This window comes from Gammaproteobacteria bacterium (assembly GCA_022340215.1).
Classification (GTDB): Bacteria; Pseudomonadota; Gammaproteobacteria; order JAJDOJ01; family JAJDOJ01; genus JAJDOJ01.
Window position 1 is genome coordinate 1 of the sequence record JAJDOJ010000195.1, and the last position, 20,958, is coordinate 20,958.

General features: G+C 60.3%; 20 protein-coding genes and 1 CRISPR repeat array. Of the genes, 14 read left to right on the plus strand and 6 right to left on the minus strand.

Annotated features, from left to right (window positions below; all coding sequences use genetic code 11):
* From LJE91_13630 to cas2, 5 genes are all read left to right on the plus strand, one after another.
* Positions 1 to 292: hypothetical protein (locus LJE91_13630; protein ID MCG6869721.1), on the plus strand; the 292-nt coding region annotated here is incomplete at its 5' end.
* A gap of 60 nt (positions 293 to 352) precedes the next feature.
* A complete protein-coding gene (gene cas7u / locus LJE91_13635; protein ID MCG6869722.1) occupies positions 353 to 1,318 on the plus strand; it encodes a type I-U CRISPR-associated RAMP protein Csb1/Cas7u in 966 nt (321 codons plus the stop codon).
* A 4-nt stretch (positions 1,319 to 1,322) separates the two neighbouring features.
* Positions 1,323 to 2,816, plus strand: a complete 1,494-nt coding sequence (gene csb2, locus LJE91_13640) for a type I-U CRISPR-associated protein Csb2 (protein ID MCG6869723.1) — start codon at positions 1,323 to 1,325, stop codon at positions 2,814 to 2,816.
* A 105-nt stretch (positions 2,817 to 2,921) separates the two neighbouring features.
* The gene (gene cas1 / locus LJE91_13645) at positions 2,922 to 4,631 is read left to right on the plus strand and encodes a CRISPR-associated endonuclease Cas1 (protein ID MCG6869724.1); all 1,710 of its coding nucleotides are present in this window, start codon (positions 2,922 to 2,924) and stop codon (positions 4,629 to 4,631) included.
* Between the two features lie 3 nt (positions 4,632 to 4,634).
* Positions 4,635 to 4,925: a CRISPR-associated endonuclease Cas2 gene (gene cas2 / locus LJE91_13650; GenBank protein MCG6869725.1), complete on the plus strand. Its 291-nt coding sequence runs from the start codon at positions 4,635 to 4,637 to the stop codon at positions 4,923 to 4,925.
* Positions 4,926 to 5,127: 202 nt separating this feature from the next.
* Positions 5,128 to 5,387: a CRISPR direct-repeat array (repeat unit 37 nt; unit sequence GTTTTCCGCGGCGTAACGCCGCGGCCTCATTGAAGCA).
* A gap of 144 nt (positions 5,388 to 5,531) precedes the next feature.
* Here the strand turns inward: cas2 and LJE91_13655 are convergent.
* The gene (locus tag LJE91_13655) at positions 5,532 to 5,894 is read right to left on the minus strand and encodes a heme-binding protein (GenBank protein ID MCG6869726.1); all 363 of its coding nucleotides are present in this window, start codon (positions 5,892 to 5,894) and stop codon (positions 5,532 to 5,534) included.
* Positions 5,895 to 6,508: 614 nt separating this feature from the next.
* Here LJE91_13655 and LJE91_13660 point away from each other — a divergent pair.
* Together LJE91_13660 and LJE91_13665 are read left to right on the plus strand one after the other, a co-directional pair.
* Positions 6,509 to 7,123 (plus strand): hypothetical protein, encoded by a 615-nt coding sequence (locus LJE91_13660; GenBank protein MCG6869727.1) that lies wholly within the window; start codon positions 6,509 to 6,511, stop codon positions 7,121 to 7,123.
* Positions 7,095 to 7,691, plus strand: a complete 597-nt coding sequence (locus tag LJE91_13665; GenBank protein ID MCG6869728.1) for a hypothetical protein — start codon at positions 7,095 to 7,097, stop codon at positions 7,689 to 7,691. Before LJE91_13660 ends, LJE91_13665 begins: the two co-directional genes overlap by 29 nt.
* Before the next feature lie 58 nt (positions 7,692 to 7,749).
* On the opposite strand, the gene LJE91_13670 is transcribed toward LJE91_13665, so the two are convergent.
* Complete coding sequence (locus LJE91_13670) at positions 7,750 to 7,944, minus strand: hypothetical protein (protein ID MCG6869729.1); 195 nt, start codon at positions 7,942 to 7,944, stop codon at positions 7,750 to 7,752.
* Positions 7,883 to 8,758 (minus strand): hypothetical protein, encoded by an 876-nt coding sequence (locus LJE91_13675; GenBank protein ID MCG6869730.1) that lies wholly within the window; start codon positions 8,756 to 8,758, stop codon positions 7,883 to 7,885. Before LJE91_13675 ends, LJE91_13670 begins: the two co-directional genes overlap by 62 nt.
* 241 nt (positions 8,759 to 8,999) lie before the next feature.
* Here LJE91_13675 and LJE91_13680 point away from each other — a divergent pair, with 241 nt between their 5' ends.
* The 4 genes from LJE91_13680 to LJE91_13695 all read left to right on the plus strand — a co-directional run bounded on the left by LJE91_13680 (position 9,000) and on the right by LJE91_13695 (position 15,037).
* Positions 9,000 to 10,472 carry a DUF4384 domain-containing protein gene (locus LJE91_13680; protein MCG6869731.1) on the plus strand — a complete coding sequence of 491 codons (1,473 nt, stop codon included), beginning with the start codon at positions 9,000 to 9,002 and terminating at the stop codon, positions 10,470 to 10,472.
* 161 nt (positions 10,473 to 10,633) lie between these two features.
* Complete coding sequence (locus LJE91_13685; protein ID MCG6869732.1) at positions 10,634 to 12,508, plus strand: S8 family serine peptidase; 1,875 nt, start codon at positions 10,634 to 10,636, stop codon at positions 12,506 to 12,508.
* A gap of 177 nt (positions 12,509 to 12,685) precedes the next feature.
* The gene (locus LJE91_13690; protein ID MCG6869733.1) at positions 12,686 to 13,117 is read left to right on the plus strand and encodes a hypothetical protein; all 432 of its coding nucleotides are present in this window, start codon (positions 12,686 to 12,688) and stop codon (positions 13,115 to 13,117) included.
* A 141-nt stretch (positions 13,118 to 13,258) separates the two neighbouring features.
* Entirely contained in the window at positions 13,259 to 15,037 is a 1,779-nt protein-coding gene (locus LJE91_13695) for an SUMF1/EgtB/PvdO family nonheme iron enzyme (protein ID MCG6869734.1), read from the plus strand.
* 58 nt (positions 15,038 to 15,095) lie between these two features.
* Here the strand turns inward: LJE91_13695 and LJE91_13700 are convergent, their stop codons facing one another.
* Genes LJE91_13700 through LJE91_13710 form a run of 3 tightly spaced genes read right to left on the minus strand, consistent with a single transcriptional unit; the run spans position 15,096 to position 18,114 of the window.
* Complete coding sequence (locus LJE91_13700) at positions 15,096 to 16,241, minus strand: ABC transporter permease (protein ID MCG6869735.1); 1,146 nt, start codon at positions 16,239 to 16,241, stop codon at positions 15,096 to 15,098.
* Positions 16,238 to 17,161, minus strand: a complete 924-nt coding sequence (locus LJE91_13705) for an ABC transporter ATP-binding protein (protein MCG6869736.1) — start codon at positions 17,159 to 17,161, stop codon at positions 16,238 to 16,240. Before LJE91_13705 ends, LJE91_13700 begins: the two co-directional genes overlap by 4 nt.
* Complete coding sequence (locus LJE91_13710) at positions 17,161 to 18,114, minus strand: HlyD family efflux transporter periplasmic adaptor subunit (GenBank protein MCG6869737.1); 954 nt, start codon at positions 18,112 to 18,114, stop codon at positions 17,161 to 17,163. The genes LJE91_13705 and LJE91_13710 overlap by 1 nt, the downstream gene beginning before the upstream one ends.
* 215 nt (positions 18,115 to 18,329) lie before the next feature.
* Here LJE91_13710 and LJE91_13715 point away from each other — a divergent pair, with 215 nt between their 5' ends.
* The 3 genes from LJE91_13715 (at position 18,330) to LJE91_13725 (ending at position 20,793) form a co-directional block, all read left to right on the plus strand.
* Positions 18,330 to 18,899 (plus strand): NnrU family protein, encoded by a 570-nt coding sequence (locus tag LJE91_13715; protein ID MCG6869738.1) that lies wholly within the window; start codon positions 18,330 to 18,332, stop codon positions 18,897 to 18,899.
* Positions 18,900 to 19,417: 518 nt separating this feature from the next.
* Positions 19,418 to 20,017 carry a DUF1326 domain-containing protein gene (locus tag LJE91_13720; GenBank protein MCG6869739.1) on the plus strand — a complete coding sequence of 200 codons (600 nt, stop codon included), beginning with the start codon at positions 19,418 to 19,420 and terminating at the stop codon, positions 20,015 to 20,017.
* Positions 20,018 to 20,043: 26 nt separating this feature from the next.
* Positions 20,044 to 20,793, plus strand: coding sequence for a DUF2182 domain-containing protein (locus LJE91_13725; GenBank protein MCG6869740.1), 750 nt, complete (start codon positions 20,044 to 20,046; stop codon positions 20,791 to 20,793).
* The last annotated feature ends 165 nt before the right edge of the window (positions 20,794 to 20,958 follow it).

Sequence of the window (20,958 nt, forward strand, 5' to 3'; positions counted from 1 at the left end):
CAAGCTGGCCGACCTGCCACGGGATCAGCGCATTCCCGTTCCAGCGCGGTTAATTCCAATGCTTGCGAGCGGGAACCAGGAGCAGACGCAACGTGCAGTAGAGATTGCCTGGCGTCGCCTTCGCGGCGCCGGTCTCATACCTTCGATGCCATTTGACCAAGTACCCGAGCTGCTGGAACTCGATCCACGACGGGTCGCTGCTTCCATGCTTGTCCCGATTACCTACAGTGCGACGGGCGCGCTGGTGCGAACGGCACTGACCCAATCGGAGCTGTCAGATGACGCCGCTTAATGCGATGTTCTTTTCCATGTACATCGGACACTGAAAGAAATCGGAGACAAGGAGAACTCAATGAGCCTCGATATTTCCACTCTTGACAAGGCCCCGCGACTGCTCGTCATGGCCGAACTTAAACCCGTTCAAGGCACGCGCTTTCAACCCACAGGCTTCCCAGAAATCGGTGCGGCACAATATGAGGGCCCGGACGGTACATCTATGCTACTGGTTGAATCCGCCCAGAGTATGGCGAATCGGATGGAGGCCGTATGTTGGGATAGTGTGGCAGATGATTGGGTGCCGGAACTGCGAGGCCTGTCGGTAGTAAAAGTTCTCGACAAGGACGGGAAGCGGTTGACCAACTCGGTACTGGAGGCGCACCGCATCAATTCACCGTACATATTGAATGCACAAAACAAGGATGGCGCTACGGAAGTAAAGGACTTCCTTAAAACAGAATTGGCGGATATGAAACAAGAAATTGTGAACTTGCGAAAATTGGCATCAGTACTCTTGAGGCTTGATATCAATTCACTATTGCATGGCGTATTTCTGGCTCAAAGTGAGCTTGCAGGAGGGCGCTTGCGTTTGCCGCGGGCATTGTCCGGATTTATTGAGGCAAGAGATGTGAAAATTGCAGCAAGCGGTGGTGTTAAAAATGATATTGTGCAACCGGGGAAACAGGGGGAGGGAAAAAGCGCAAAGGAGGGTTACGGCAACGTGCCGTTCCCTCGTGACGAATTCGTTGCCCAACAGATCTCAGCATATTTCAATTTAGACCTGGCGCAACTGCGCGGCTACGGATTTCCGCAACCGGTGTATCGATTGCTGGTCGCTTTGGCGTTGTTCAAGGTTCGCCGATTCCTGGAGGTGGGCCTTCGTTTGCGCACTGCCTGCGATCTGGACTGCACGGCCATCGAGGTGCAGCGTCCGACTGGTTTCGATCTACCGGAACTGGACGTAATTCGTTCGGCCTTGCCTGAATTGATCACAAACTCCGGCGTCCCTCTCGAGACCACCACAGTGACCTATCGGAAGTGATGTCATGCTCTTGTTACGGTTCACTTTCCCGGCCGGGCGGTACCACGCGAACCCCTGGGATCGCCACGTCAATGAGGGCGAGGTCGCGTGGCCACCGGACCCGTGGCGAATCCTGCGTGCCCTGATAGCGACCTGGCATAGAAAACTCAAGGTCAACAGCCGCCATGGGGAAAACGTCCTGACCGGACTGATTGAGTCACTTGCCGGGGCGCTGCCTGAGTATGTGGTCCCCGCGGCCAGTCACTACCACACGCGCCACTACCTGCCTCAATGGAAGGCGGGAGACACTTCCTTAGTGTTCGATGCCTTTGCCGCTGTAGATCGGGACGATCCCCTATATCTGCGTTGGCCGGATCTTAATCTGCCCGCTGATCAGATTGAACTGCTGGATGACTTGCTCGAGGCCTTGGGTTATCTCGGTCGCGCCGAGTCCTGGGTCGAGGCCCGGCGGGTAGAGCAAGCGCCTCTATCAAATTGCGTTCCCGGCGACGAAACGGTTGATCGCGATACCGGTGAATTGCGTTGGGAAGTCGTTAACCTTTTTGCTCCGGTCACCGCTGTCGGGTATGCGCAGCAGCGCCAGGTATTTCTTCAAGACAGGAGAAAAGCCAAGAAACTCGCGAGCACATTGCCTGAAGGTCTACCGCCCGCGATCTCCGTAGAAACGGCTGACCTGCAAAAGCAAGGCTGGAGCCAGCCCCCTGCTTCGCGCCGGGTCAGCTACTTGCGCCCGGTCGATGCGCTACGCCCGACACGTGTTGCTCGAAAGTCCTACCCACCGAAGGCGACGACTGCTCGCTTCCTGATCATCGGCAAGCCCTTACCGAGGATCGAGGACAGTGTTCGCATCGGTGAGTTAGTACGCCTGGCAGTCATCAGCCACGCCGGCAGGATTCTGGGCGAGGGAAACATCCCGCCGGTGTTTTCGGGACACGATTTGCCTGCCAACAACCGGCACCAGCACGCGTTTTATCTGCCTCTAGATGCAAATGGTGACGGCCGGTTGGATCGAGTTCTGATCCACGTGCCTGCCGGATTCGATGGTGCCCAACGCCGTATCATCGAGGGGTTGCGAAGGATATGGCAGCGTGAGGGGGGAGAATGGCGTCTCGTATTGGAGGGCATCGGAACATACGAGGTCGGCGGGAAGTTGACTGTCCCATCCCGATCCTGGCGGTCGGTGACCCCCTACCTGCATCCCTGGCACACCAAGAAACGCCTTACGGTCGAAGATCAGATCCGGCGCGAATGCAATCGACGCAATCTTCCGGATGTCGTCGAACTGGAGGCAATGGAGACCGTCGAAGTCGGCTCCGGAAAACGCCGCCCCATCCAATTTCACCGTTTCCGAAAAAAACGCGGCCTCACCCAACCCGACCGCCTGGGAAGTTTCTGGCAGTTGCACTTCGCTTCGCCGGTCGGAGGGCCGCTCGCACTGGGTTTCGCCTGCCACTTCGGGCTCGGTTTGTTCTGTCCGGCAGAAACGCGTGGAAAATGAACTAGACTGAATGTGTTCAATGGGTAAGTGGCAAGTCGAATGGTTCAGGTTCTGTCCATCCATGGGTATCCCCCTGAGCGGAGCCACGCAAGTGGGTAGCGTTCCGTGGATCCCCCCGGCCGCCAGCAGGAGCTTCCCCTTCCGTTTCCCGAGTTCTCGGGCGACCTGCCGCTGTTGCCGGTACGAATGGTCAATGAGTACATGTATTGCCCACGACTCGCCTACCTCGAGTGGGTGCAGGCAGAATGGGCCGAGTCTGGGGACACTGTAGAGGGCCGCTATTCCCACCGCCGTGTCGATCAGCCGCAGGGCGATCTGCCGCCGCCCGGCGCCGGTAGCGAAGAGACCATCCACGCACGGTCGATCACTTTGTCTTCGAATTCGCTGGGTCTGATCGCCAAACTGGATCTGGTGGAAGGCGAGGGCGATATCGTCACCCCGGTCGACTACAAGCGGGGCAAGCGCCCGCACGTGCCGCGCGGCGCCTATGATCCGGAGCGTGTCCAACTCTGCGCGCAAGGACTGATTCTGAGGGACCATGGATATCGATGCGATGAAGGCGTCCTGTACTTTGCTGCCAGTCGCGAACGTGTACGGGTATCGTTCGACGATGAGTTGATACGGTTAACAGAGAACGCAATCAGCGGCTTGCGTCTGGTTGCGGCCGGGGGGCAGCTACCACCACCCCTGGTCGACAGTCCCAAATGTCCGCGCTGTTCTCTGAATGGAATCTGCCTGCCGGATGAGATCAACTTCTTCAAAGGCGCCGACCTCGCGCCACGTCCATTGTTCGTGGCACACGACGAGGCATTGCCTGTCTATGTTCAGGCCCACCACGCAAAGGTATCGAAGAAGGGAGAAACACTCGAAATTCACGTCGACGACAAGAAGGTCACCACGGCACGTCTCATCCATGTTTCACAGCTTGCGCTCTCTGGCAATGTGTACCTCACCACACCTACATTGCATGAATTGATGAAGCGCGGCATCCCGGTCACCTGGCAAAGTTTTGGCGGCTGGTTTATGGGCCATACCGTTGGTACGGGACACAAGAACGTCGAATTACGCACCGCCCAGTACCGTGCCAGCTTCGACGATCAGATCTGCCTGCACCTTGCCAAAGGGCTCGTCGAGGCCAAGATACGCAACAGTCGTACTCTCTTGCGACGCAACTGGAAGTCCGATGAGGACAAATCCATCCTGATATCGAGTCTGCAACGCGATGTCAGACATTGCATCAGGTGTCATGGCATAGAAGAACTCCTGGGAGTGGAAGGGGCAGCCGCCTCACGTTATTTCAGCGCGTTTGGTCACCTGCTGCGCCCGGCCGATAACGAGACGTTGTCCTTCAATTTTACAAGAAGAAATCGCCGGCCGCCGACCGATCCGGTCAATGCGCTGCTCTCCTATGCGTATTCCCTGCTCGCGCGCCTCTGGACGGTGACACTCTCGGCCGTGGGTTTCGATCCTTATCGCGGGTTCTACCATCAACCGCGTTATGGGCGACCCGCTCTGGCATTGGATTTAATGGAACCGTTCCGACCCCTGATCGCCGATTCATGTGTCCTGCAGGCGATCAACAACGGTGAGGTCAGGCCGAGCGACTTCATACAGGTGGCCGGTAGTGTGAATCTAAATTCTGATGGTCGGAAACGGTTTATCGGCGCCTTCGAGCGTCGCCTGGGACACGAAATCACGCATCCTTTGCTAGGCTACCGAATAAGCTACCGCCGACTGATAGAGCTTCAATCAAGGCTGCTGGGACGTTTCTTACTGGGTGACCTGCCGGATTATCCAAATTTCATTACGCGATGAGTAATGGACCATCGACTCTACATCGTTGCATATGATATCTCGGACCAGCGGCGCTGGCGGCGGTTGTTCAAGCTGATGAACGGCTACGGCGAGTGGTTGCAGCTTTCGGTGTTTCAGTGTCGGTTGAGTCGTAAACAGCATGCGGAACTGATCGCGTTGATCGATGGAATCCTCCACCACCAGGAAGATCACGTTATACTTCTTGATCTCGGTCCTGCCGAAAACGTCGACCCACACGTCGTGAGCCTCGGCAAGCGCTTCGAAAAGGTACAGCATGCGCCGATCATCGTGTGAGTTCGCCTGTACCGCGCGAGCGCTGCAGTGGCACCGGGATTTCCGGGAAGCGCTCGCATGGGGTCCGTTATTTAAAAATCAGATAGTTATGAAAACGTCTTCGTGTAGAGACCTGCGAAATGCGCGTCACGTACTACCCGGTGATGTCAGCGCTCGCATTTTGCTCCAGAAAGACCGTCAACACTGGGCTGTCAGAATGGCTGTTTTCCGCGGCGTAACGCCGCGGCCTCATTGAAGCACCGTGGTGGCCGGATCCGCATCGCCCGCCGGATCGAGTTTTCCGCGGCGTAACGCCGCGGCCTCATTGAAGCAGCAGTTGTCAGTGGTTAGTGGTCAGTTGTCAGTAGGTTTTCCGCCGCATAACGCCGCGGCCTCATTGAAGCTTAACCGACCACTGACCACTGACCACTGACCACTGACCACTGCGTTTTCCGCGGCGTAACGCCGCGACCAATGGTTCAGGGGGGCCTTGCGCGTGGTATGCTTCCGGCGTTTTGGTATCGGGTAGGACAGCCGTGAAATCTGGCGCAGAATGCTAGTTGGCGGTGTGCGCACCAGCCATTTCCGCCCGAGTCTTCCCTGCTGGGCGCTCACCGTGTCTCCTTCTCACATATCGGCGAACTCCAGGGTTTCCTGAACGGAGGCAATACCCTCGCGGGCGCATGTGTCGTCGATATCACCGGGAATTTTCTCCCGGGGTGCACCGGATACCCCGACTGCACCGTACACATAGCCCCCGACCCTGATCGGTACGCCGCCGCCGACCAGCGACAGCCCCGGTGTGCCCTTGAGAAAGGAGAGTCGGTCGGCCAGGTCGATGGTGGCGCCCTGAAAGCTGGAGGCGGTGAACGCCTTGCGCTTCGCGATCGTGATGGTATGCGATCCCGAGAGCGGGTCTCTGAGGAAGGAGATCAGGTTCCCGAAGCGGTCGACCACGGCCACGGCCACCTGGAACCCCGCTTCTTGCAGGCCCTCTCCGCTTCCAGGGCGATCTTCGCGGCAACGGGCGCGCTTTCCGCGCAGTGACGAACGCCTGGGTATCGTCCTCGTCCGCCGTCATGGCGGATATCGCCACGTTTGCCAGTGTCGTCAGAAAAAGAATCGTCACCGCCTTGGACCTGTATCGCATGCGTCGCCTCCCGCACTCAGGGGTTGTATGGATTGGTTCAGTATTGCTATCGCCCGGGATATTATCGCCGCCCGCGAATGGGGGAATCGACCGGCACAACAGACTCCCGTGACGCCTTCCAGGGTTGTCGAGCCCCGACCTCGAGATTCGATTCGTGATGACGTAGAGTCCTCACAAAGCCTCGCCTTTTGCATTCAATGGAGACCGGACTCTCGGCAGGCGCTATCGGTACGCTTGCGTCCTGCGTCTTCGCGGTGGAATCTGATGGCGGCAGGACAACTCCGGAGTCCGCCAACCCGTCATCGGTGGTCGTGGAAGAAACAGCACCATGCCTAGTCGCCGGGAAGGATTCAGTCTAATCTTGCAAGGCTCGGACGAGTGCTCTGTCCAACTGATAATTACTGAACTCGCAATTATCAGTTGGACAGAGCATTAGGGGCAGGAAGGATCTCTCATGGAAAGACCGATCGTTCATACGGTATTGTTTGTCCTAACCTTCTTCCTGTTGTCGGCACTCGCGCGCGCGTCCGATGAGTCATCCGCGCAGTTGCAGGAAGTCTTCAAGGACTATCTCCCCGCAGGCGGTCCCGTTGAGGTGCAGATCGGTCTGCGGGTCGAGGAAATCACCGATATCGATCAGAGGGCCGAGCATTTTTCTGTCGTCGACACGCTGCAGATGCGATGGCAGGAGCCCGCGTTGGGATTTCAGCCCGGCCCCGGCGGCAATCCGTTCCGAGTGTACCGGGGTGATGACTTTTTTGAGTACGTGCGCCATAAAGATACCCCTTGGCCACGATTTATCTTTTTCAATCAGCAAGGAAAGCGATTTTCTCAGGATACCGTCGTATTAGTCACGTCTGACGGAAAGGCCTTCTACTTCGAGCGTTTCACCGCCACGCTGCAGGCGCCGTATTTTCATTTCTCGAAGTTTCCTTTCGATTCGCAGGAGTTCTATATCGACATCGACCTGCTGGCGCCCGATAAGGCGTATGTATTCTCCGAGCTGGAGGGATACAGCGATTTGGGGGGGGCTGCTGGGATTGGAGGAATGGGATGTCACGCAGTTTGACACTGACGTTTCCACGACACGTCAAACAATCGGTTACGACAGCTCCCGCTTCAGATTTCACCTGCATGCCGAACGGAAGACAGAATACTATCAGATACGCATCCTTGTACCGATCGGCATTATCGTTTTCATATCCTGGATCATTCTGTTCCTCAAGGACTACAAGATACGGATCGATATCGCCTCTGGGAACCTGTTGCTGTTCATCGCATTCAATTTCGTGATCTCGAAAGATCTGCCTCGCCTGAGCTATCTGACGTTTATGGATGCAGTTCTGTTTACGGCATTCGCGATTACCAGTTTCAGCGTGATCATCAATGTCATCCTCCGGCGCATGGAGGCCAGCGGACGGGTTGGTCTGGCACAGCGAATCGATCGTGTCCTCATCTGGGCCTACCCGTTTGTGTATGCCCTTGGCGTCCTGGTAGCGTACCGGAGGTTCTTCCGAATGAACCGAGCGACTGGGCGCTATGCCTGCTCATGCGCCGCAACAGCGCCTGTGGGAACAGAGGCTTCAGCTACCCCGGAGCATACCGGTCATGCGCAGGAAGGTCCTCTGATCAAATAACTGCGATGGCGCATCGCTAATTTGACAGGGCTTCCGCAGATACCGCTCCCCATCCGCCTCAGGTCGAGGACAGCCGTGTCTCCGGGTGGCGTCCGCTGTCGAACAGACGCAACTCCCACGCCCCTGAAGCGACGTCGTGGCGAATGATATAGATGCCGCCGTCGTTGCCGCGGACCTTGAAGTAGCGATGGTCAGGCGACAACCAGCGGTCGATGACTTCGAGGACATCGTTCTGTCTGCCACCGAGACACAGTCGCCGTGGCGTCTCCTCTCCCTGGTAGCCGGCGTAGCACTCGACGTGGAATCCGGAATCCGGTGAACTCATGTCCGCCTACCTCGATATCGGATACACCAGGTCTGACACCGCGCGCCAGCCCGCAGTTCACGGCGCCCTCACCAGTCTTGCGGTTCGAATTCCCTTCCGGAGGATCGTGAACCGTCCGGTTTCCGTTCGTGGTCAGCACGCCATTCTGCGAAGCGGACACGCTGATCGTCAGGGCCTTGTCCTGCCGAACGATCATCAGAAGGGTCCTGCCGCCGGCGCTGGCGGTCCATTCACCGGTCAGCTTTGCGTCGGGAGAGGCCTCGGCGGCGATGCCTTCGCCGGCGACCATCCGCTGGACGGCCTGGTGCGCCAGCCGCGTGATGGTCTGTTCGCGCCCGCTGGGCGGACCACCGAGGCTGAATTCGAGCAGGGTGTCGCCGAGGCGTGCATCGAGGGTCGCGAAACCCGCCGGTGAGTCGAAGAGGTAGGCCTCGTCCGCCTTGAGCGACAGGCGCCGCTGCTGGTCTTCACCGACCTGGTAGATGCAATTCCAGGTATGCGGCTCCTGGTAGTGAGGGGGGACCTTGCGTACCGCCGCCCCCAGTGCGCTCTCCGCCTCGGCGGCGGCGATCAGCCGGCAGGGATCGACGGCGCGCACGGTCGCGGCCGATTGTGGCTGGGTCGGGATGAGATAGCTCTGGTCGGCACTGCAATCGAACGGATTTTCGCCCATCGGGACGCCGCCCTCGGGGGTCGGGGCGATAACGATCGACCGTTGCTTGTCCGGGGAGCAGAACCTCAATGTCAGTTTAACCCTGCCGGCAGGGGTGTCCACGTTGTGAACGACGGGACTGTTCTGCTGCAGGAGATTCAGGTGCCCGATATCTCTGAGAATCGAGAGATCTGTGTCACACGGATGGTTCGACGCTGATCCCGAGCCATTATAGGTGTGACATATGCACGCTGCTGAGCGATGGCAAAATCCGCGGGGATTTTCTACGATACATTTCAGCCTCGTCGCGATGAGACGCGTGGTGTTTCGGATGAGCTTAAAGGATTTCGTCGTCGTGGCCGCGATGTTCGTCACCGCGGTGTCCGCTTGGCCGGTACCGGCGGAGGATCGCGCCCTGCTGGTGGGTGTCGGCGACTTTCTCGATCCGCGTATCAACGACCTTCCGGGGATCGAACTCGACCTGGAGATCATGACGGAGGTCGCTGAAACGCTGAATTTCGCGCCGGACCGGACCCGCATCCTGTTCGACGATGACGCCACCACGGCGAACGTGGAGAGGGAGATCCGGTCCTGGCTGATCAAAGGCACGGGGCCGGGCGACCGTGCGCTGCTCTATGTCAGCACACACGGCACCCGCGTTCCGGACGTCAGCGGTGACGAGTCCGACGGCGCGGACGAGGTCCTTCTCTTGCGGGATTCGCGGGTCGTGCGCAACGGAGACCTGCCGCCCACGATCGAGCCCGTGTTGCTCGATGACCACATCAATACGCTGCTCGACGAGATGCGGGACCGGAATGTCCTCGTGCTCGTCGACGCCTGTCACAGCGGTACCGTGACCAAGGGACTGCACCTGGGTACGGAGACGCTGCGGACACGCAGCCTCGGGACACAGCAGGTGGTGGAGAAGTTTTTCTTCTACCCCGGCATGCCCGTGACCGGTAAGGACCTGGGGCCGGCGATTGACACGGTGACAGACCGGCGTGGCACGGCGAACTATGTCGCGATTTCCGCCGCGCAGGACGACGAAAAGTCGCTGGCGAGCCCGCAGGGCAGCTACTTCACGCTGGGCCTGCTGGAAGGGGTGAAGCAGGCGGCGGAGCAGGGCAAGACGCTGTCACCGAAGGCTTTGAGCGAATTTGCTGGTGAATACATCCGGTTACAGCTCGAGGAGACGGGGTACGACAGTCGGGTCTTTCATCCCAATCTCACCGGCGGTGCGGAACTGGCGGAACGCCCGCTGACCATCCTCAAGTCGGCGCAAGGCGCAGGACGGGCCTGGGAACGCCTGGAGCGCATCGTCGAGGCGTCGCCGGGCCGCATGTCACTGACCGCGAACCAGCGAAACTTCAAAGTGGGCGATCCTCTGGTTCTGCAGGTGACCGTCCCCGATGGTGGGGGTTATCTGAATGTCGTCAGCATCGACAGCGCCGACCGCTCGACGGTCCTGTTCCCGAACCAGTTCCACGCCGACAATCACGTCTCCGAAGGCAGGGTTACGATCCCTACGGAGAAAATGACCTTCGCCATGCCGGCGACCGAACCGTTCGGACCGACCCTGGTGGCGGCGTTCGTGACCCGCCAACCCGTCAATCTCTTCGAGACCGGCTTCAAGAGCGCCGACGATGTCTTTGCGGAGATGTCGCCGCTGGCCGCACATAGCCTCGACGAGGCGGTCCGCGGGTTTCAGGTCGAATCGCGGCCCGCCGGGCCAGTCGAGGCCGTGCCGATCGGTGAGGCCTCCGAGGTCTACGCCGGGAAACTTTTGGCGAGGATCGTTCGCTAGGAGAATTCTGACGTTTTACGCCTTCCCCCTCGGTGGGGAAGGCCGGGATGGGGGTGGGCGCCGGTGATGGCACGGTGCCAGTGGACGGACCCGATTCGCCTGTTAGGGGAAAGGTGTTTTCCGATTCTCCGCAGCGGAGTTTCTTCGGAGTACTATACATCATGATGATGCGTTCGATGTACTGGATACCATTGTTGGGACTGCTTGCGGCGGCTGTCTCGCATGCCGACGCGTTTCTGGACGCGGCGCCGGAAAGTTCGGACCGCGCCTGGATCCGGGATGCCCTGAAGCAGGTGGACGAGCTGCCCCCGGTGCCCGAACCCGAGCCGCAGGCCAAGGCCCTGTTCGCCGCGCATCCCCGGCTCTCACCCGACCTCGCCGAACTGGTGGAGACCTCGCGCACGAAGTCCCTGTTTGCCGTCGAGGACAAGGCCCTGGAACTCGATGTGCCTTACGGCGAGGGCCGTGTCGCTGTGGCGCTCGGGGTAGAGTCACCCTTGTATCTGGGGCAGTTGCAGAAAGAGATCGAGGCGGTCGGGGGTGTGGTCGTGACCCAGCTCGGCGACACCCTGTATGCGAACGTCCCGGTGACGGGTGTCGAGCGGCTGGGTCTGTCCGGCTACCTCGGATACGCGTCCCCGCAGGAACGTTACGAGCCCGAGATCGTCGACAGCGGCGAATTGGTGGGAGAGGGGGTCGAGATGTCCCTGGTCGGCTCTCTGCATCGGCGCGGGATCACCGGCCGGGGAGTGAAGATCGGCATCATCGATCGCGGATTCAGCCGCTACGACGAACTGGTAAAAAGGGGCGAGTTGGCGCGTCCCGCTGCACGTCGCGACTTCGAAGGGCTCTTCGGCGTCAACTCCCGCAGCGTGCACGGCACCGCGGTCGCCGAGATCCTCCATGACATGGCGCCGCAGGCGCGTATCTACCTGGCCGCCTTCGATGGCACCGTCGCGCAGTACGCGAAGGCGGTGAAATGGCTCGCGGGGCAGGGCGTGGACATTATCAATGCGTCCCTGGGTTCGAGCATCAGCCGCAAGGACGGCTACAGCTCGCTCACCCCGATCATCGAGGAGGTCGTCTCGAAGGACATCCTCTGGGTGAACTCGGCGGGCAACTATGCTCACCTCAACTGGAGCGGCATGACGCGGGACAGGGACCGGAACGGCCTGATCGATATCCCGGCGCATGCGCTGGCCAAGCAACTCGGTCTGCCGAAGGATTCTTTGCTGATCGTGGTGCGCAAGGACCTCAAGCGGCCGACGACCTTCACGATTGGCGCGATCTGGGACGACTGGGGCAAGCGGCCCGGTGTCCCCGGCGCGACGCAGGACCTCGGACTGCTGGTCTACGACGTGAAACGGGGTCGCAGATGGGTCGCGGACAACGTTCAGAACGGGCTCGGGCCGCCCAAGGAAACGATCAAGCTCGAGGCCAGGGCGGGCGACCTGTTTGCGGTGAGGCTCATCGCCCGCCGCGTGTCGCGGGAGGTCGCCGTCAACATCGTCGCCGGGGGTAACGCCCCGATCAGCGAGTTCGTGCCGTCCGTGCCTAACGTCAGCCTGAATTCGACGGCGGCCTCGCCGCTGGTGCTCACGGTCGGAGCGATAAGCGTCATGGACGGGAAACCGGCCTTCTACAGCTCGCAGGGTCCGACCTGGGACGGCCGCGTCAAGCCCGAGGTCTCCGCTCCCTCCCAGGTCCGGTCGATGGCCTACGGCAGGGGCGGGCGCGCCGGGCGGTTCGCGGGGACCTCCGCGGCCTGTCCGCACGTCTCGGGCTATGCTGCCCTGCTGAAACAGTTGCAACCGCAATACGGGGCGGCGGAGCTGCGCAACGCCGTGATCCACAGTGTAAGGGCGATGGGCAGTCCGGTCCCGAACAATACGACCGGTTACGGGCAGATCGACGCACGCGAGGTCCGGTTCGTACGGCCGACCGCTTCGCCCGCGGCGGGCAGGAAGACGCGCCGCGAGGGTAGCGGTGAATCACTGAAATTCATGCGGCCGATCGAGGACCTGCTGAAAGACTGAATCCGGGTCCTGGACGGATGTGAAGGATCGAGGCGAGTGTACGACGCCATCGAGGAGGAAGGGACAATGGAAAGGATTGCTACAGCGTGCTTAACCCGAATCGCCCGAGTTCCGTTTGCGGTCTGCTGGCTCGCGATGCTTCTGGGGCCGGGTGGCGCATCGACCGCGGACAGGTTCATGCTGGTGAGCCCGGAGGAATTTGCCCAGTCGCAGGCCGCCCCCCAATTCGAGCCCAAGGCGATGCTCCTGCCGGAACCCGGGGCCCCCGAGATCGTCGTGCTCTCTCCAGTGGCCCAGAGCAAGATACGCACACCGATGGATATCCGTCTGGCCTTCGTTCCGGCGGACGGGGCCGCGATCGATCCGGATTCGCTCCGCATCCTCTATGGCTGGCTCAAGCTGGACATCACCGACCGCGTCATGAAACATGCCAAATTCTCGCCTTCGGAACTGTCGGCATCTGGTGCGGATATCCCAGCGGGGAATCACAAGATCGTCATCCGCGTGTCCGACGACAAGGGTCGTACCGGGGAAAGGATCATCAAGTTCACCGCGGTCGAGGAGGTTGCCGGACGAGACGTGAGAAATCCGGGGTCTTTTGCGCCTTGAGGCCATGGGATGGTGATGTCACGCGAATCAGGTTTTGCCTCTCTCCCCCGTCGCCACCGACGTGAAGCGAGCTCCGGACGGATAGCAGCGTGTGGCCGGTCTGGGCTGGCGGCTGTTATTTTACTACTCTGGATCGGTGCAGTGCAGGCCTCGGACACCCGCGGATTCACCACCGTCAAACTGCCCGACGGCGGCGGGAAGGTGCAGTTCTACGAGAATAGTTACGCCCTGCTCATCGGGGTGAGCGACTACTCCGCGGGATGGCCGGACCTTCAGAGCGTGCCGGGTGAACTGGATCGGGTGCAGCGCGTACTGGAATCGCGCGGTTTCACGGTGTTTCGGTACGACGACCCGGGCGGAGACCAGCTCGCGCGCGCCTTCGAGCGCTTTATCGACGACTACGGATACGAAGAAAAGAACCGCCTTCTTTTCTTCTATTCCGGACATGGCTATACGCGGCGCGACGGACGCAAGGGCTATCTCGTGCCCGCCGATGCACCCAGCCCGGTCCAGGACGAACGCGCCTTCCTGCGCCGCGCCCTGAGCATGACCCAGATCCTGGCCTGGGCGCGGCAGATCGAGTCCAGGCATGCGCTGTTCCTGTTCGATAGCTGCTTTTCCGGCACCGTGTTCACGGCCAGGGCCTTGCCGGGCATACCGCCGCACATCTCGCGGCTGTCCTCCGAACCCGTTCGGCAGTTCATTACCGCGGGTTCTGCGGGTGAGGAGGTCCCGGCGGCCAGCGTGTTTACCCCGGCGTTCATCGACGCGCTGGAGTACGGGCTGGGGGACCTCGACAAGGATGGTTACATGACCGGTACGGAACTCGGCATCTATCTGCAGAGCAAGGTCCCGGTGCACAGCGCCCAGACGCCCCAGTTCGGCAAGATCAGCGACTACGAACTGGCACGGGGCGACTACGTGTTCAATGTCGGCCGGCCCGACAGCGCTCCTGCGTCGGCCCCGGGTGCGCCGCCACCACCGCTGACCGGGCAACTACAGGTCAACGTGAACGCGCCGGACGCCCGCGTATACCTCAACGAACGGTTCGTGGGTGAGGCGTCACCCGGGCGTCCCCTGAACCGTTCGGGTGTCGTGCCCGGTCTGGCGAGCGTTCGTGTCGAGGCGCGTGGGTTCGAACCGAAGACCGAGCGTGTAAAGATCAAGCCGAAGCAGTGGTCGCAGGCGATGCTGGTCCTGCCGGCAAGCTTTGTGCGTCCCTCGATGATCCCGGTGAAGGGCGGGTGCTTTCAGATGGGCAGTCCGAAGAGCGAAGCCGGTCGCTATGACAATGAACGCCTGCACAGGGTCTGCGTGGAGGACTTCTCCATCGGTGCGTTCGAGGTAACTTTCGAAGAATACAACGACTTTGCCCGCGCGACGGGCAGAAAGGTGCCGGGAGGCCAGGGAAAGGATCAGAGCAGGTTGCCTGCGACGGGTGTGAGCTGGCATGACGCGGTCGCGTACGCCGCCTGGTTGTCCGGTCGAACCGGAAAGCGCTATCGATTGCCGACGGAGGCCGAGTGGGAGTATGCCGCGCGGGCCGGCGAGTCGTCGGCATTCACCTCGGGGCGTTGTCTCGACAGTGACTCGGCGAACTATAACGGACGGCAGGGCTACTCGGGTTGTGCCGCGGGCACGGTACATCGGGAAAGCGCGTTGCCTGTCGGGTCGCTGGAGCCGAATGCCTGGGGGCTCTACGACGTCCACGGCAACGTCTGGGAATGGACGTGCAGCGGTTACGACGAAGGCTACCGCGGTGGCGAGCGGCGTTGTGCCGGCGGGGATGACGAATTCCGTGTGGTGCGCGGCGGTTCCTGGCGGAACGGCCCGGGTTTTCTGCGCTCGGCCAAGCGGGGCGTGGACAACGCCGAGCGCAGCGACCGGGATTTGGGCTTCCGACTCACTGCGGATCCGTAACCGAAGCGTTTCCTCCGGGGGCGCAGACGCGTTCGATGGGTTTTGTCGATGCGCGTGGTCAATCCAGGCGTTTCTTGAAACGCAGTGAGGCAATCAGCAGTCCGGCAAGCGTGAATCCGACGAGCCAGAGTGCGTCGCCGCCAACATCCGATATGTTGGCTTCGCGTAAAACGATGGCGCGAATCATGCGCATGAAATGGGTGGCCGGCAGGGCCTCGGCTATCCACTGCGCGGGAACCGGCATCCCCTCATAGGGAAACATGAAGCCGGACAGCAGGATGGATGGCAGCAGGATGAACACGGTCATCTGCATCGACTGCAGTTGGCTTTTCGCAATCGTCGAGATGATCAGCCCCAGGGTCAAACTGGCGCAGATAAAGAGCAGCGAGGCCAGGAAGATATCACTGATATCGCCCCGTATTGGTACATTGAAGACCAGGTGTCCCAGGCCGAGTACGATGACGAGCTGGATTAGCCCGATAGCCACATAGGGAACGATTTTCCCGATCATCAGCTCGATCGAACGCATGGGGGTGGTGATCAGGAGTTCCATGTTGCCGCGTTCCTTCTCCCGGACGATGGCGGCGGAGGTGAACAGGATCATCGTCATGGTCAGAATGATCGCGATCAGACCCGGCAGGGTATTGACCACGGACCGTTGCTCTGGGTTGAAGTAGTAGACGATCTCGAAGGTTTTCATAGGGGCCTGGGTCAGGATCCCCCGGCCGTCCTCGAAGGGCATGTTGGTCAGTCGGCCGATCGCGGATGCGATCATCGTGTCCGAACCGTCCACCAGCCACTGTCCCAATGCCCTGTGCATGTCATCCTTCGTCGGCATCCCGATTTCCCGGGCAAGGAGTGGATGGCGACTCAGGCGCTTGGAAAGGTCATGCGGCAACACCAGTACCGCCCGGACATCGCCGCGGGTAATGGCGTGCTCGGCCTCCGCGGTCGACGAATACTCGTCTTCGAAATCCACGACCTGCGTCGCCCTGATCGATTCGACCAGGACACGGCTGAAGCCGCTCTGGGTCAGATCCACCAGTCCCACGGGGATATGGCGGATGTTGGTGTTGATCGCGAAGCCAAAGAGCAGCAGCTGGATCAGCGGGATCATGACCACCATGCCGAAGGTGAGTCGGTCTCGCTTGAGCTGGCGCAGTTCCTTTGAGGTGATTGCCCCGATACGCGACAGGCCCTTCATTGCCGGCGTGCTCCGGTACAACTGACGAACACGTCTTCCAGGGAAGGCCGCACTGTCTGCAGCGCGTCCCGGTTGTCCGGGGGCAGGTGGTGCGCAAGCCAGGCGAGGGGGTCCGCGATACGGTCGCTGATCAGGACTCGCAGCCGAGTGCCGAGTTGTGCGGCGGAGAGTATCTCGGGATGTACGATCAATTGTCGCTTGAGCTGCCGCAGATCGGGACCCGAAACCTCCAGTACGTTTGCCCCCATGCCGAGCATCAGTTCCTCCGGTGTCCCGTCAACGCGCTTCTGCCCCGCTTCCAGGATGGCCAGTTGATGGCATCGTTCGGCTTCGTCCATGTAATGCGTCGAGACCAGGATGCTGGTGCCCCGGTCGCTGAGGTCGAACAGCTTCTCCCAGAACTCGCGCCGGTTTTCCGGATCGACCGCCGATGTGGGTTCGTCCAGGAACAGCAGTTCCGGTGCATGGATCGTTGCGGCCGCCAGTGCAAGACGCTGTTTCTGCCCGCCGCTCATGGTCCCCCCCAGTTGTCGTGTCACCCGTGCCAGATCGTAGGTGTGGAGCTGCTCATCGATTCTTGCCGACACACGCCTTCCAGGAATACCGTAGATCCGGGCGATGAACTTGAGGTTCTCGACGACGGTCAAGTCGTCGAACAGGGAGAACTTCTGCGTCATGTAGCCGATGCGCGTACGCAGCGCCTCGGCCTGCCTCGGCAACTCGAGACCCAGTACCGAGACCGTCCCTTCGCTGGGCGTCAGCAGCCCGGTAAACATACGGATGGCGGTGGACTTTCCGCTGCCGTTGGGTCCGAGGAACCCGTAGATCCTGCCGCGCTCGACCCGGAGATCCAGCTTGTCGACGGCCCGCAGCTCACCGAACAGTCGGCTGAGCTTCCGTGACGCGATGACAGGCTCCATCAGGGTAATTCAACCTGGGCGGGCAGGCCGCTGGGCAGGTCGGCCGCGGTCTCCGGCAGCTGGACCTCGGCCAGATACATCAGACGGGAGCGTTCCTCGGCGTTGAGTGCGTAGTAAGGTGTGAAAGCCGGGTCAGTGGCGATCCACCTCACGGTGCCCTGCCATATCTCGTCCACACCATCGACGCTCACCGCCAGCGTATCGCCCACCCGGATTGGCGCCCTGAACGGTTCGGGGATATACACCCGGGCGAACGGGGCGCTCGAGGCCAGGGTCACGGCGACGGGTGAGCCGGCAAACACCCGCTCGCCTACATTCCAGGGCAGGCTGTCGAGCCATCCGTCCCGGGTGGCCGTCACGTGGTACTCCGTCAAGCGTGTGCGTTGTTGCTGCAGGTGCGCCTCGGCCGCGTGGAGCCTGGCTTCGGCCTGCCTCAACGCCTCGGGACGGGTGCCGTTGACCAGCAGGCGAAGCTGTTCACGGGAGATAAGCAGCGCGGCATGCTGGGACGCCCGGCGGGCGATGGCTTCGTCCAGCTCCGCCTCCCCCATGACCTTCTTCGCCTCCAGGGTCCGGGCCCTGTCGAGGGTCAGCTTGGCCCGTTTCAACAGGGCTACGTCGCTTTCGACCCGGGCCTTCGCTTCGGCGATCTCCTCGTCTCTCGGTCCGTTGGTCAGTTCTTCGAGATGGGCGGCGGCTTCCTGAACCTCTGCCTCGGCCTGCGCGACGATAGCCTGTTGCAGGCGGTCGTCGAGCTGCACCAGCAGGTCACCCTTGCGGACAAGACTGCCCTCGCGGATCGGCTGTTGAACAATCAGCTCGCTGGAGGTTGCCGTCAGGACAACACGGTCGCGCGCAAGCATCCCGAGCGCAAGAGGTTCGATCTGTTGCTGACAGCCTCCAGCAAGTAGACTCGCAATCAGTGGGAGTCCCAAACGATATGAACGCTTCATCGCGATTACCCTGGACAGTCGAGAGCGAGTGGCAGACAGTAGCAACGCAATCGCTGCTTGTCGATGCAGCGCCTACCCTCGGTGAGATCGCGTAGTGAAGCGGGGTCGATCCGCTCAGGATCTTCAATCCTGTCTCCGGGACCGTTCCAATCCGGCACGTACCCGGTGGCGGGTTGTGTGGTCGTTTCCAATGATTGTCAAGAGGACGTTGAACCATGCTGTGGTTACTGATTCTGGGGGTGCTGTTATACAGTCTCGTTCACCTGTTTCCCTGCGTCATGCCCGCCAGGCGTGCAGAACTGCTGGATTCCATGGGGCGCAAGTATCAGGGGATCTTTGCGCTCACCATCCTGTCGTCGATCGTTCTCATGGTGATCGGCTGGCGTAACACGGTTCCAACACCGGTCTACACGCCACCGGAATGGGGTCGACATCTGACGATGCTGCTGATGCTGATCTCGATCGTTCTGTTCGGCGCGTCGAACGCCAGGACTCGACTGAAGCGCCTCATACGAAATCCCATGCTGAGTGGCATGATCGTCTGGGGCGTTGCTCATTTACTCGCCAATGGGGACATCCGCTCGGTCGTATTGTTCGGTGGATTGACCGTATGGGCGATCGTTTCCATCTACTTCACCAACCGTCGTGACGGCACATGGACAAGACCCGGATCGTCGGTGACCTGGCTGGATGAGGTAAAGCTGATCGGTGTGTCAGCCGTCATCTACGTCGTATTGATTTTTCTGCACCCCTACTTCACAGGCGTATCGATAGTCCCTCATTGAGAAGTCCATCGGAAGTCTGTCGAGATTGCCGCGAGGGAATGTTTCTTGCTTCGGATCTGTGCAAAGCTCGCGCAGGGAGTCGAATGCTGCTCATCGACGCTAACGTCGTCCTTGACTCCCCGGAAAGTGGATATCGATTCTGTTGCGAGCGTCAGATACTTTGGTGAGCCGCCATGACGGTTAGTGAGTAAACCGACCATTCGCGATTTCCGGGCACAACGTGGATTCGCACTGAGGTTTCCCCTTTCCAGTCAAACACGAAAATTTCCGACTATCTTCCTTAAGGCGATTGCCGGAAAATGGCATACTAGATCGCGCCGGATTTTCGTTCGTCATCAAGGCGCGACAACAGGCACGGGGTCGAACTATGGAACGGTTGTCGCAACACAGAGGACGGGCGAAAAGACAAACAGGATGGTATGTCATTTGACAGAAAGCGACTAAGATACGACGCGCGGCAGTCGCGACGTGGTTCGAGTCACGTGAATTCTTGAATACTAATGAAGGAGGGAACTCAAATGGCGAACTGGAATGTGAAGGGTACCTTTACTGAAGCGTGCAATTGCGAGGCGGTGTGCCCCTGCATCTTTTTCTCTCCACCTACCGATGATTCATGCACTGTTTTGCTCGGATGGCATATCGACCAGGGCACGTTCGACGGTGTGTCGCTCGATGACCTGAACGCAGCGATGCTCGCCTACTCGCCAGGGCACATGAAGGACGGAGACTGGAAGGTTGCCCTGTATGTCGACGACAGGGCCGATTCGGGGCAGAACGAGGCCCTGATGGGGATCTTCTCCGGACAGGCGGGCGGGCATCTCTCCAAACTGGCGCCGCTCATCGGCGAGGTGCTTGGCGCCAGGCCAGCGACCATTTGTGTCAATGAATCCGGCGGCAATTTCTCCCTGTCCGTCGATGGCGTCGGGAGCGTTGAAGCGAAGGCGATCGAAGGACAGAACGGTGGCGCAGTGACGATTTCCGGGCATCCGTTCGCCGTCGCGCCGGGGGAGACGGGTGTCGTGGCCCGTTCGGAGAAACTCACAATCGACGACTATGGATTCAAGCTCGATGTGAGCGACAAGACGGCCATGTCCTCTCCTTTCTCTTACAGTAGCTGATTCGGGTTGTGCCCTCCGGTGGATCCATGGCGCTGGCCCGGCAGGAGCCACGGGCCGCTACGGCGTTGCTGATCGCGATCGTGTTGGGGTGGGTGTTTCTTGCCTGGGCGGTGGTGGATATGTCCAATCCGCTCGCCCAGCTCATGATGCCCATGAGCCCGGCCTGGTCAGCGACCAACGTCGTGGCGGTATTCCTGATGTGGTCGGTCATGATGATGGCGATGATGCTCCCCTCCGCGGTACCCATGATCCTGATGTTCACCACGCTGAGCCGGCGCAATGAACGGATTCATGAGGCGTGGATCTTCATCGCGGCCTATCTGATCGTCTGGACGGCATTCAGCGCCGCCGCGACTGGGATTCAGTGGGGATTGCAGTCGACCGGTCTGATCACTCCCATGATGGTCAGCCAGTCCGTCTGGCTGACCGCTGTGCTGTTACTGATCGCCGGTGCCGTTCAGTTCACCCCCCTGAAAGAAGTGTGCCTGCGGCATTGTCGCTCTCCGATGGGATTTCTTCTGAACGAATGGCGTGACGGGAAGGCCGGTGCATTATGGATGGGTATCAGACACGGCATACTGTGCCTGGGTTGCTGCTGGGCATTGATGGGCCTGTTGTTCGTGGCCGGTGTCATGAATCTGGCCTGGATTGCCGCGCTGACCGCAGCAGTCGTTGTTGAGAAGGTTCACCCGGCTGGCGTTGGCCTTGGAAAATTTCTCGGTGTCACCTTGATCGTCGCGGGCGCGGTTCGGATCGCAGCCCTGAGTGTGAGCTAGTACTCCTAGAGTAAAGGGGTCAGAACCGAATGGCACTGACTTAAGGGCCTAGATCTATTAAAAACAACGCGTTACGGTGATCGTCAAGGTGCGAAAACTTCCCCCGATCAACCCGGCAACCTAGACATCGTGTGCAATGAACAGATGATTCTTCGACGAACGCTG

Coding starts and splice junctions, on each gene's coding strand:
- cas7u (MCG6869722.1), top strand. CDS start 353: ATGAGCCTCGATATTTCCACTCTTGACAAGGCCCCGCGACTGCTCGTC.
- csb2 (MCG6869723.1), top strand. CDS start 1,323: ATGCTCTTGTTACGGTTCACTTTCCCGGCCGGGCGGTACCACGCGAAC.
- cas2 (MCG6869725.1), top strand. CDS start 4,635: ATGGACCATCGACTCTACATCGTTGCATATGATATCTCGGACCAGCGG.
- LJE91_13660 (MCG6869727.1), top strand. CDS start 6,509: ATGGAAAGACCGATCGTTCATACGGTATTGTTTGTCCTAACCTTCTTC.
- LJE91_13680 (MCG6869731.1), top strand. CDS start 9,000: ATGAGCTTAAAGGATTTCGTCGTCGTGGCCGCGATGTTCGTCACCGCG.
- LJE91_13685 (MCG6869732.1), top strand. CDS start 10,634: ATGATGATGCGTTCGATGTACTGGATACCATTGTTGGGACTGCTTGCG.
- LJE91_13690 (MCG6869733.1), top strand. CDS start 12,686: ATGCTGGTGAGCCCGGAGGAATTTGCCCAGTCGCAGGCCGCCCCCCAA.
- LJE91_13700 (MCG6869735.1), bottom strand. CDS start 16,241: ATGAAGGGCCTGTCGCGTATCGGGGCAATCACCTCAAAGGAACTGCGC.
- LJE91_13705 (MCG6869736.1), bottom strand. CDS start 17,161: ATGGAGCCTGTCATCGCGTCACGGAAGCTCAGCCGACTGTTCGGTGAG.
- LJE91_13710 (MCG6869737.1), bottom strand. CDS start 18,114: ATGAAGCGTTCATATCGTTTGGGACTCCCACTGATTGCGAGTCTACTT.
- LJE91_13715 (MCG6869738.1), top strand. CDS start 18,330: ATGCTGTGGTTACTGATTCTGGGGGTGCTGTTATACAGTCTCGTTCAC.
- LJE91_13720 (MCG6869739.1), top strand. CDS start 19,418: ATGGCGAACTGGAATGTGAAGGGTACCTTTACTGAAGCGTGCAATTGC.
- LJE91_13725 (MCG6869740.1), top strand. CDS start 20,044: ATGGCGCTGGCCCGGCAGGAGCCACGGGCCGCTACGGCGTTGCTGATC.